Below are 10,342 nucleotides of genomic sequence, written 5' to 3' on the forward strand. Positions count from 1 at the left end.
CAGTCCACTGGTTCCGGCATCATTCTAGCCGAATCACACCAGGAACAAAATGGCAACAAGTAATGTGGGTCTGCAAGCCTCTTAACCAGGCCTGGCTGCCTTATCCACGACTAGTTCGGCGACGATGGCCTTGACGGCCGCGCGAGCGGCGTCAAAGCCCTGACCGGTGTCGATGACAAAGTCGGCGCGCCGGCGCTTTTCGGCGTCGGGAACCTGCCTGGCCAGGATCGACGCCAGTTTCTCCTCGCTCATGCCCGGCCGCGGCAGCACGCGGGCGCGCTGGACTTCAGGCGGCGCGGTGACGACCACGACCTTGTCGACGCGATCGCGGCCGCCGGTCTCGAACAGCAGTGGTATATCGAGCACGGCAAGCGGCGCGCCGGCGGCACGATTTTCAGCCAGGAACGCATCGGCATCGGCACGGACCAGCGGATGGATGATCGCTTCCAGCCGTTTCAGCGCGGCGGCTTCGCCGAGCACCCGTTCGGCCAGCTTTGTGCGATCGACCGCACCGGATCGGGTGGTCCCGGGAAAGGCCGCCTCGACCATGGGGGCGGCCTGGCCGGCATAGAGGCGATGCACCGCCTCGTCGGAATCATGGACCGGCACGCCGGCCTCGGCAAACATCTTGGCCGTGGTCGACTTGCCCATGCCGATCGATCCGGTGAGGCCGAGCACGATCATTTTATCGCGCCGATATCGGCGATGATCATTTGCCGCAGTTCGGCGGTGACCTGCGGCCTGGTGCCGAACCAGCGCTCGAAGCCGGGCACCGCCTGGTGCAGCAGCATGCCGAGCCCATCGACGGTTCTCAGGCCGCGCGCTTTGGCCGCGGCAAGCAGCGGCGTCTCCAGCGGCACGTAGACGATGTCGGTGACGATGGCGCCGTCCGGCAGTCTGCCCGGATCGGCGGACAGGCCTTCATTGCCATGCATGCCGAGCGCAGACGTGTTGACCAGCAGGCCGGCATCCTCGAGCAATTCGCCGGTCGCCGCGAGGTTGTGGGCGGAAACGCCGGCACCGAAGCGGTCGCGCAGCTCCTGCGCCCTCGCAAGCGTCCGGTTGACGATGCGGATATCGTTGATGCCGCGTTGCTTCAGCGCATGGATGACCGCGCGAGCGGCGCCGCCGGCACCGAGCACCACGGCGGGGCCGTTGGCCGCCCAGCCCGGTGCATATTCGTCCAGATTGGCGGCAAAGCCATGGGCATCGGTGTTGCCGCCCCACAATTCGCCATTCTCGAACCACAGCGTATTGACCGCACCGATCTGTTCGGCGTCGGCGTCACGCCGCTTGGCCAAAGCGAAGGCGGCTTCCTTGTGCGGGATGGTGACGTTGCCGCCGCGATAGCCTTGTGCCTGCAGCGTCTGCAGGAATTCGGCAAACGCCTCTGGTGCAACGTCGATGGCCTCGTAGACGCCGCCGATGCCGTATTTCGCCAGCCAGTAGCCGTGGATCTTCGGAGACCTGGAATGCGCGATCGGGTGGCCCGTGACAAACGCCTTTTTCGTGGCCTCAGCCATCGATCGCCCCGAACTCACGCAGCTTGGCCAGCACCGGCAAAAGTGGCAGGCCGACAATAGTAAAATAGTCGCCTTCGATTTTTTCGAACAGCTGGATGCCTTCGCCTTCGATCTGGTAAGCGCCGACGCTGGACAAGGCCTTGGCGCCGACGCGCGCAAGATGGCGGCCGATGAAGGCCGGATCGAGCTTGCGCATGGTCAGGCTGGCGATGCCGACATGCCGCCACAGAACCTGGCCGTCACGGCCGAACACGACGGCGCTGTTGAGATGATGCGTCTTGCCCGACAGCGCCAGCAGATGACGGCGCGCTCCTTCCATGTCGGCCGGCTTATGGAACAGCTCGTCGCCGAGCGACAGCGTCTGGTCGCAGCCGAGCACCAGGGCGCCGGGCTTGCGCTCGCTGACGTCGGTGGCCTTGGCTTCGGCGAGCACCAGGGCGACGTCCTCCGGCGACACGCCACTATTCTGCAGCGGCGCCTCGAGCGCGCGCTCATCGACAGAAGCCGGAACCGCTTCGACAGTGACGCCGGCATTGACGAGCAGCGCCTTGCGGAACGGGCTGCCCGAGGCAAGGATGATTTTTTCGGCCATTTTTTTTCGCCTGATCTTTCCTTCTCCCCTTGTGGGAGAAGGTGGATTGGCGCGCAGCGCCAAGACGGTTGAGGGGTGCTGGACGGAGTGCAGGTGATGCCAAGCTGGAACACCCCTCATCCGAGCGAGCTTCCCTCGGCCACCTTCTCCCACAAGGGGAGAAGGTAAGGACCACCCACAGCACAAGCGCCCAAACCCTAGCGCGTCTTGCCGCGCAGGGCAACGATGGCCGCCGCCGTCTCCTCGATCGAACGGCGGCTGACGTCGATCATCGGCCAGCCGTGCCGCGTGCATATCTGGCGGGCATAGGCGAGCTCTTCGGCGATCGCGGCGCGGTCGACATAATCGGTCGGCTCATAGGCGCTGGTGCCGAGAATGCGGTTCTGCCGGACTTGCGATATTCGTTCGGCGGTGGCGACCAGGCCGACGATCAGCGGCCTCCTGGCATCGACCAGGGTTTCGGGCAACGGTACGCCGAGCACAATCGGAATGTTGGCGGTCTTGATGCCGCGATTGGCGAGATAGATGCTGGTCGGCGTCTTCGAAGTGCGGGAAATGCCGACAAGCACGATGTCGGCATCGTCCATATTGGCTGGCAGCTGGCCGTCATCATGTTCCATGGTGAAATTGAGCGCGTCGATGCGGCGAAAATATTCAGCGTCCAGCACATGCTGCGCGCCGACGCGGCGGCCGGCAGGCGTGCCGAGATAGGACTGGAACACCGTCAGCACCGGCTCCAGCACCGAGACGCAAGGCAGGCCCATGGCCGCACAGCGTTCGTCGATGCCGCGGGCAAGCTTCTGGTCGACCACCGTGTAGAGGATGATGCCCGGCTCCTCCTCGATGTCCTCGAACACCTTCGTCACCTGCTTTTCGGTGCGGATGAGCGGATAGATATGTTCGATGGCGCGCGCATCCTTGTATTGCGCGGAAGCCGCGCGGCCGGCGGCCAGCAGCGTTTCGCCGGTGGCGTCGGAAATCAGGTGAAGATGAAAGAAGCTCTGCGGTTTGTTCACAGGATACATTCCAGGCTGTGGGCCGATGTGGATAAGCCGGGCGGAAAACTCGGCCACCGCAAAGCGACTGTATCAGATGGCGGTTTGTCCACAATTCGATGTGCTGTCGGCTTCTCCGGGCGGTTGGGGACAAGTCCGGGGACGGAGCTTTTTGCCTTCGCTTCATCCACAGGGGCAATTTCCCTGGCGTGGCGGCAACGAATTGACTCCAGTCGTAAATTCGCGGTTTTCCACAAAGTCCTGCAATCCCGCTGGAGAAGCGCGCGACAATATGCTGGCTGGTCTTTTCGAGGGCAAAGCGGGACAGGAGACAACCACCACAACCAACAGACTCTTAGAATCATAAGATTCCTAAAAATAGAATATTTAATTATAGGGAAGCCTGGAAAGGCGAGCGCTCAATGCCTCAAGACCGGATCGTGCTGGACGTGTTGAGAGGCAAAGCGGCGTTTCCGCCGCCGCTCTGGGTGATGCGCCAGGCCGGCCGCTATCTGCCGGAATACCGGGAGACGAGGAGACGGGCCGGATCCTTCCTCGATCTTTGCTACGACCCGGATCTCGCCGTCGAAGTGACGCTGCAGCCGATCGAACGCTTCGGCTTCGATGCATCGATCCTGTTTTCCGATATTCTTGTCGTGCCGCATGCGCTCGGCCGCGACGTGCGCTTCGAGGAAGGACGCGGCCCGCTGCTGACGCCGATCACGGCTGCGGAAATTGCGGCTCTCGACGGCGAAACGTTTCACGTGAATCTCGAGCCGGTCTACGAGACGGTGCGGCGGTTGCGCGCCAGACTGCCTGATGAAACGACGCTGATCGGCTTTTGCGGTGCGCCCTGGACGGTGGCGACCTACATGATTGCCGGCCACGGTACGCCCGACCAGGCGCCGGCCAGGCTGTTCGCCTATCGCGAGCCGGCGGCCTTTCTTAGGCTGCTGAAGGTGCTGGCCGATCATTCGGGTGCTTATCTGATCCGCCAGATCGAGGCCGGCGCCGACGTGGTGCAGATCTTCGATTCGTGGTCAGGCGTACTCGACGAAGCGTCTTTCGAGTTGTTCTGCGTCGAGCCAGTGGCCTCGATCGTCCGGCAAGTGAAGGCTGCCCATCCCAATGTTCCGATCATCGGCTTTCCCAAGGGCGCGGGAGATCACTATCGAAGCTATCGCCAGAAGACCGGCGTGACCGGGCTGGGCCTCGACTGGACCGTGCCATTGTCGACGGCGAAGGAATTGCAGCGTGACGGCGCCGTGCAGGGCAATCTCGATCCGCTGAGGCTTGTAGCCGGCGGCAAGGCGCTTGACGACGGCGTGGGGGCGATCCTGAAGGCGCTGGGCGACGGGCCGCTGATCTTCAATCTCGGCCACGGCATCACGCCGGAGACGCCGCTCGCTCATGTCGAGCGGATGGTCAAGCTGGTGCGGAGCGCATCGTGACGATGATGGGCGCGGACAATGCGAACGGCACCAACACCGGTAAGGGCGCGATGCGCCGCGCGGCAATCGCGATCGCCATTTTCCTGGTGCTGGCCGGGCTGCTTTTGCTGTTCGGGCCCAATGATTTCTATCCCTGGGCGAAGGCGATCCATGTGATTGCCGTCATCTCCTGGATGGCTGGCATGCTCTATTTGCCGCGCTTGCTGGTCTATCATGCCGATGCCGAAAAAGGCTCCGTCCAGTCGGAGACTTTCAAGGTGATGGAGCGCCGCCTGCTGCGCGGCATCATCAATCCGGCAATGGTGATCACCTGGGCATTCGGCCTGTGGCTCGCCTGGAAAGGCTTTGGTTTTCAGGGCGGCTGGCTGCATGCCAAGATCGCTGCGGTGGTTGGCCTGTCGGCCGTGCATGGCTATCTCGCCGGCGCCGTCCGGAAATTTGCCGAAGACCGCAATGAAAAATCGGCAAGGCACTGGCGGATCGTCAATGAGATCCCTACATTGCTGATGATCGTCATCGTCGTCCTGGTTATCGTGAAACCGTTCTGACGTCTTCGGTTGCCCGCAAAAGGCGGCTTGCTCTTTCAACCGACCGACGATAAAAGACGGGTCTTCCTTCCCGTCATGCGCCGCCCATTTATCGCTTCGGCCGCGCCCGGCATTTGTCGCATCCCGCCGATATTTTTCCCAAAGCTTACTCAGAGTCCGTCTAATGATGCAAGAAATGAAACTCACAGAGTTCAAGAACAAGAAACCGCCAGAGCTGATCGCTTATGCGGAATCGCTCGAAGTCGAGAATGCCAGCGTCATGCGCAAGCAGGAGCTGATGTTCGCGATCCTGAAGAGGCTGGCGACCCAGGATATCGAGATCATCGGTGACGGCGTCGTCGAAGTGCTGCAGGACGGTTTTGGTTTCCTGCGCTCTGCCAATGCCAATTATCTGCCGGGTCCGGATGACATCTATATTTCGCCGTCGCAGATCCGGCGGTTCTCGCTGAAGACCGGCGATACGGTCGAAGGGCCGATCCGCAGCCCGAAAGAGGGCGAGCGCTATTTCGCGCTGCTCAAGGTCAACACGATCAATTTCGACGACCCGGAAAAAATCCGCCACAAGATCCATTTCGACAATCTGACGCCGCTTTATCCGACCTCGCGGCTGAAGATGGAGATGGAGGTTCCGACCTCCAAGGATATTTCGGCGCGCGTCATCGACCTGGTGGCGCCGCTCGGCAAGGGCCAGCGCGCGTTGATCGTGGCGCAGCCGCGCACCGGCAAGACGGTGCTGCTGCAGAACATCGCCCATTCGATCACCACCAACCATCCGGAATGCTATTTGATCGTGCTTCTGATCGACGAGCGGCCGGAGGAAGTCACCGACATGCAGCGCTCGGTGAAGGGCGAGGTGGTGTCCTCGACCTTCGACGAGCCGGCGGTGCGCCACGTCCAGGTCGCCGAAATGGTCATCGAGAAGGCCAAGCGCCTGGTCGAGCACGGCCGTGACGTGGTCATCCTGCTGGACTCGATCACCCGCCTCGGCCGCGCCTACAACACCGTGGTGCCGTCGTCCGGCAAGGTGCTGACCGGTGGTGTCGACGCCAACGCGCTGCAGCGGCCGAAGCGCTTCTTCGGTGCTGCCCGCAATATCGAGGAAGGCGGCTCGCTGACCATCATCGCCACGGCGCTGATCGATACCGGCAGCCGCATGGACGAGGTCATCTTCGAAGAGTTCAAGGGCACCGGCAATTCGGAAATCGTGCTCGACCGCAAGGTGGCGGACAAGCGCATCTATCCGGCCATGGACATCCTCAAATCCGGCACCCGCAAGGAAGACCTGCTGGTTCCGCGCCAGGACCTGCAGAAGATCTTCGTGCTGCGCCGCATCCTGGCGCCGATGGGAACGACCGACGCCATCGAGTTCCTTATCGACAAGCTCAAGCAGACCAAGACCAACGCGGATTTCTTCGATTCGATGAATACGTAGGGGGTTGGCCGGCGCCGTCCTTCCCTTCTCCCCTTGTGGAAGAAGGTGGATTGGCGCGCAGCGCCAAGCCGGTTGAGGGGTGCCGGACGGAACTCCGTCGGCGCCAAGCTGGAACACCCCTCATCCGACCGAGCTTCGCTCGGCCACCTTCTCCCACAAGGGGAGAAGGGGGAGCCGCGTTGGACTCATTGCCGGTGCAACAGCCGCTCAAGCTCCTCGGCACTAGTCACCACCGGCAGGCAGACCTGCCCCGTGCAGAGCCAGGCGCCGGGCTCGGCCGTTGGCGGCATGACGCCGCCTGGCAAGGCCGGCAGATTTGTCGCCGAGCCAACAGGCACGACGATGTCCACCCGGCGCGGGTCTGGATTTCGATTCGCAACCGGAACAAGCCTTGGATTCTCCGGTCTATCCACGATCACCAGCTTCAGCGGTTCAAGCGACAAGGCACAGGCATTGACTATACCCGCCTGGCCATAGCCCTGGTGCTCCGCCCGCCCGCCCGCGTGCTCTGCGACTGTCCAGGCTTTTTCCCAGAGATCGAGATCGCCCGAAAGCGACGACAATCGGACCAGGGCTTCGATGATCTGGCCGGTAGCGGAAGGAATGGCTTCGTCGACATCGCCGCGGATGCGGATCGGCACATCCGCGCTGTCGGACGCGGTCAGATAGTAGCCGGTCTTGTCGCTGTCCCGGTGCCAAAGATCGAGTTGCTCAATGAAGTTCCCGGCGCGATCGATATAGTCGGGATTGCCGGTCGCCTCGAACAGTGAGATGGCGGCGTTGGCCATGGCGGCATAGTCGCTCGACAGAGCCGGAAACAGCTTCTTTGCGCCGAGCATCGAATGCGGCAGGCGGCCGTCACGTCCGGCAGCCGCAATTGCGGCAAAGGCCGCTGCCGCCGCTTCGATCCAGTCGGATCGGCCAAGCGACCGTCCGGCCTCGGCAAGGGCTGCGATCATAAAGCCGTTCCAGTCGGTCAGGGCCTTGCCGTCACGCCCGGGCCGCACGCGCTGTTCCCTCGCTGCCAGCAGCCTTTGCTTGAGCGGAACGAGAAGGTCACGATCGACGACGCTCTGCGCCTGTTGAGCATCAGTCTGGCAAATGATCGGCTTGCCTTCCCAACCATGCGTACCGGCAAGCGTGAAGTATTTGAAAAACAATGCTGAATCGTCGCCAACGGCTGCTTCGAGCTCATCCCTGCTCCAGGTGTAGAACAACCCCTCCTCGCCCTCGCTATCGGCATCAAGGCTGGCGGCAAAGGCATCGCCCTCGACTCGCATTTCGCGCAACAGCCAGGCAATCGTCTCTTCGATTCGCAGCCGGAACAATTCCTTGCCGGTTGACGCATAGGCCCAATTGCACAAGCGGATGAGCTGGGCATTGTCGTAGAGCATTTTTTCGAAATGCGGGACCAGCCATTCGGCGTCGGTCGAGTAGCGGCTGAGTCCGCCGCCAATATGGTCATAGATGCCGCCGGCCACCATCTTTTCGAGGCTTAGGAGAACAGTGTCGCGGTGGGATGCGGTGCCGTCGCGCAGCCAGGACAGCCAGAGGCTCTGCATGAACGGCGCGTTGGGGAATTTCGGCGCGCCGCGCAGACCGCCCAAATCGCGGTCGATCATGCCGTCAATGCCATTGGCGAGGTTCGCCAGCATGCCGCGGTCGAGCACGGCCTTGCCATGGCTGCCCGCCAGCCGCGTCTCGACATGCGTGGTCAGGCCGTCGGCACTCTGGTTGAGGCTTTCTTTCTTCTCCCGCCAAGCCTTGTCAACCGCCTCCAGCACCTGGACGAAACCCGGCCGGCCGTAGCGGGCTTCGCGCGGAAAGTAAGTGCCGCCCCAGAACGGCTTGCCCTCCGGCGTCAGGAACATGGTCAGCGGCCAGCCGCCCTGCTCACCCATCGAGGATAATGCCGCCATGTAGATCTGGTCGATGTCGGGGCGCTCCTCGCGGTCGACCTTGATATTGACGAAGAGACGGTTCATGACGGCGGCGACCTCGTCGTTCTCGAAGCTCTCATGCGCCATGACGTGGCACCAATGGCACGCGGCGTAGCCGACAGAGAGCAGGATCGGACGCTGCAGCACCTTTGCTTCGGCCAGAGCGGCGGGCGACCATGGCCGCCAGTGCACCGGATTGCCGCTGTGCTGCTGCAGATAGGGGCTGGCCTCTTCGGCAAGCAGGTTTTGTGCAGGCAATGTCACGGCGCTACTCGATGGCGGATTGAACAAGCATAGCTAGGGCGCTTCGGCAGAGCGGGCAAATGATTTCAAAAGACTCCATCGTGGCGCTGTCGAGCGGGCGCCTGCCGGCCGGCATTGCAGTGATCCGGATTTCCGGGCCGCAGAGTCGATTCGCTGTCGAAACGATTGCGGGATCGAAGGTGTCAAACCGCGTTGCCACCTATCGCAAGTTCCGGGCGCCCGACGGATCGGTGCTGGACAGCGGCCTGGTCGTCTTCTTTGCCGGTCCCGACAGTTTTACCGGCGAGGACGTTGCAGAGTTCCATGTGCATGGCGGGCGCGCCGTTGTGGCGAGGATGCTGGAAACGATCGCCTCCTTCGACGGCGTCAGGCATGCCGAGCCTGGCGAATTCACCCGCCGCGCCTTTCTCAACGGCAAGCTCGATCTGGTCGAAACCGAGGCGCTGGCCGATCTCATCAACGCCGAAACCGAGGCGCAGCGGCGCTTTGCCGTTCACAACGCCCAAGGCGTGCAGAGCGAACTCTATCTGGGCTGGCGCCGACGGCTGATCCACGCCCGCGCGATGATCGAGGCCGAGATCGACTTTGCCGACGAGGATGACGTGCCGGGCTCGGTCGCCGATACAGTCTGGTCCGATGTCCGGGCGATGATCGGGGAAATAGAGCGCCACGTCGCCGGCTTCCGCGCTGCCGAAATCATTCGCGATGGGTTCGAAGTGGTAATCCTCGGCGCGCCGAATGCCGGCAAGTCCAGCCTGTTCAACGCCTTGGCGCGGCGCGAAGCGGCCATCGTCACCGACGAGCCGGGCACGACCCGCGACCTGCTCGAGGTGGCACTGGACCTGGAAGGGGTGCGGGTCAGGGTAACCGACACCGCCGGTCTGCGCGAGGCGCCCGGCAAGATAGAGGCGATCGGCATCGAGAAGGCCAGGACCAAGGCGCACAGCGCTGATCTGCTGTTGCTGCTGGAGGATCTGGCGGAGCCAATCGCGATCGGTGTGCTGACGAGCGACATTCAGGCGCTGAGGGTCGGAACAAAAATTGACCTGTTGGGGGGCAAATCGCCCTCGCCCGCGGTGCGCTATGATTTCGCTATCTCGACGCGGGACGGCACGGGTCTGGCCGAACTGCTGGACGAGATCGGGCGTCGTGCCGCAGTCCAGATCGGCAAGGCCGGCGATATCCTGCCGTCGCGGCTGCGGCACGTCGAGCTGCTCAACGAGACAAAACGCTTCCTGCTCGCAGCAGTGGCCAGTGGTGATCGCGGCCAGGAACTGCAGGCCGAGGAGCTGCGCCTGGCGGCGGATCGGCTCGGACGAATCGTTGGGTCGGTCGATGTCGAAGACATGCTCGATGTGATTTTTTCGCAGTTTTGTATTGGGAAATGACTCACGTGAAACATAGGGGAAGGAGCACCGGCGGTGATTCACGTGAAACACGGGCCCAGGAATAGGGGGGACTGTTTCACGTGAAACGATCCTGCTCGCAGCGTCTCCCCTTCTCCCACAAGGGTGTTTGGACTGGGGACATCGCGAACAGATGTGCGAGGACATCGCGAACAGTTTTGCATGCTATCGCGCCAGGACATTGAGGTCGA

9 protein-coding genes are annotated in these 10,342 nt (G+C 62.6%); 4 read left to right on the forward strand and 5 right to left on the reverse strand.

Translation table 11 applies throughout. From position 1 onward, the window contains the following. Window positions 1-81: 81 nt before the first annotated feature. From coaE to NKK47_RS05385, 4 genes are all read right to left on the reverse strand, one after another. Complete coding sequence (gene coaE / locus NKK47_RS05370) at window positions 82-684, reverse strand: dephospho-CoA kinase (protein ID WP_352575431.1); 603 nt, start codon at window positions 682-684, stop codon at window positions 82-84. Further along, window positions 681-1,523, reverse strand: coding sequence for a shikimate dehydrogenase (locus NKK47_RS05375; RefSeq protein ID WP_352575433.1), 843 nt, complete (start codon window positions 1,521-1,523; stop codon window positions 681-683). The genes coaE and NKK47_RS05375 overlap by 4 nt, the downstream gene beginning before the upstream one ends. Then, a complete protein-coding gene (locus tag NKK47_RS05380) occupies window positions 1,516-2,115 on the reverse strand; it encodes a Maf-like protein (protein ID WP_352575435.1) in 600 nt (199 codons plus the stop codon). The genes NKK47_RS05375 and NKK47_RS05380 overlap by 8 nt, the downstream gene beginning before the upstream one ends. 197 nt (window positions 2,116-2,312) lie before the next feature. Continuing rightward, window positions 2,313-3,131 (reverse strand): pyruvate, water dikinase regulatory protein, encoded by an 819-nt coding sequence (locus NKK47_RS05385; RefSeq protein WP_352575437.1) that lies wholly within the window; start codon window positions 3,129-3,131, stop codon window positions 2,313-2,315. A gap of 401 nt (window positions 3,132-3,532) precedes the next feature. Here NKK47_RS05385 and hemE point away from each other — a divergent pair, with 401 nt between their 5' ends. From hemE to rho, 3 genes are all read left to right on the forward strand, one after another. Then, window positions 3,533-4,561 carry a uroporphyrinogen decarboxylase gene (hemE, locus tag NKK47_RS05390; protein ID WP_352575438.1) on the forward strand — a complete coding sequence of 343 codons (1,029 nt, stop codon included), beginning with the start codon at window positions 3,533-3,535 and terminating at the stop codon, window positions 4,559-4,561. A gap of 2 nt (window positions 4,562-4,563) precedes the next feature. Further along, window positions 4,564-5,109 carry a protoporphyrinogen oxidase HemJ gene (gene hemJ, locus NKK47_RS05395; RefSeq protein ID WP_502897743.1) on the forward strand — a complete coding sequence of 182 codons (546 nt, stop codon included), beginning with the start codon at window positions 4,564-4,566 and terminating at the stop codon, window positions 5,107-5,109. A gap of 166 nt (window positions 5,110-5,275) precedes the next feature. Then, on the forward strand, window positions 5,276-6,541 hold the full coding sequence (rho, locus tag NKK47_RS05400; RefSeq protein ID WP_023675925.1) for a transcription termination factor Rho: 1,266 nt from the start codon (window positions 5,276-5,278) through the stop codon (window positions 6,539-6,541). A gap of 185 nt (window positions 6,542-6,726) precedes the next feature. Here rho and NKK47_RS05405 read toward each other — a convergent pair whose 3' ends face one another. Next, complete coding sequence (locus tag NKK47_RS05405) at window positions 6,727-8,745, reverse strand: thioredoxin domain-containing protein (protein ID WP_352575440.1); 2,019 nt, start codon at window positions 8,743-8,745, stop codon at window positions 6,727-6,729. 59 nt (window positions 8,746-8,804) lie between these two features. Between NKK47_RS05405 and mnmE the strand changes: the two genes are divergently transcribed. Continuing rightward, the gene (gene mnmE / locus NKK47_RS05410; RefSeq protein WP_352575442.1) at window positions 8,805-10,133 is read left to right on the forward strand and encodes a tRNA uridine-5-carboxymethylaminomethyl(34) synthesis GTPase MnmE; all 1,329 of its coding nucleotides are present in this window, start codon (window positions 8,805-8,807) and stop codon (window positions 10,131-10,133) included. Window positions 10,134-10,342 lie beyond the last annotated feature (209 nt).

It is taken from the genome of Mesorhizobium sp. M0019 (assembly GCF_040323975.1).
GTDB lineage: Bacteria > Pseudomonadota > Alphaproteobacteria > Rhizobiales > Rhizobiaceae > Mesorhizobium.

Excerpts from the sequence above, each read along its gene's own strand:
- hemE (WP_352575438.1), top strand. The coding sequence starts at position 3,533 with ATGCCTCAAGACCGGATCGTGCTGGACGTGTTGAGAGGCAAAGCGGCG.
- coaE (WP_352575431.1), bottom strand. The coding sequence starts at position 684 with ATGATCGTGCTCGGCCTCACCGGATCGATCGGCATGGGCAAGTCGACC.
- hemJ (WP_502897743.1), top strand. The coding sequence starts at position 4,564 with ATGATGGGCGCGGACAATGCGAACGGCACCAACACCGGTAAGGGCGCG.
- rho (WP_023675925.1), top strand. The coding sequence starts at position 5,276 with ATGCAAGAAATGAAACTCACAGAGTTCAAGAACAAGAAACCGCCAGAG.
- mnmE (WP_352575442.1), top strand. The coding sequence starts at position 8,805 with ATGATTTCAAAAGACTCCATCGTGGCGCTGTCGAGCGGGCGCCTGCCG.
- NKK47_RS05375 (WP_352575433.1), bottom strand. The coding sequence starts at position 1,523 with ATGGCTGAGGCCACGAAAAAGGCGTTTGTCACGGGCCACCCGATCGCG.
- NKK47_RS05380 (WP_352575435.1), bottom strand. The coding sequence starts at position 2,115 with ATGGCCGAAAAAATCATCCTTGCCTCGGGCAGCCCGTTCCGCAAGGCG.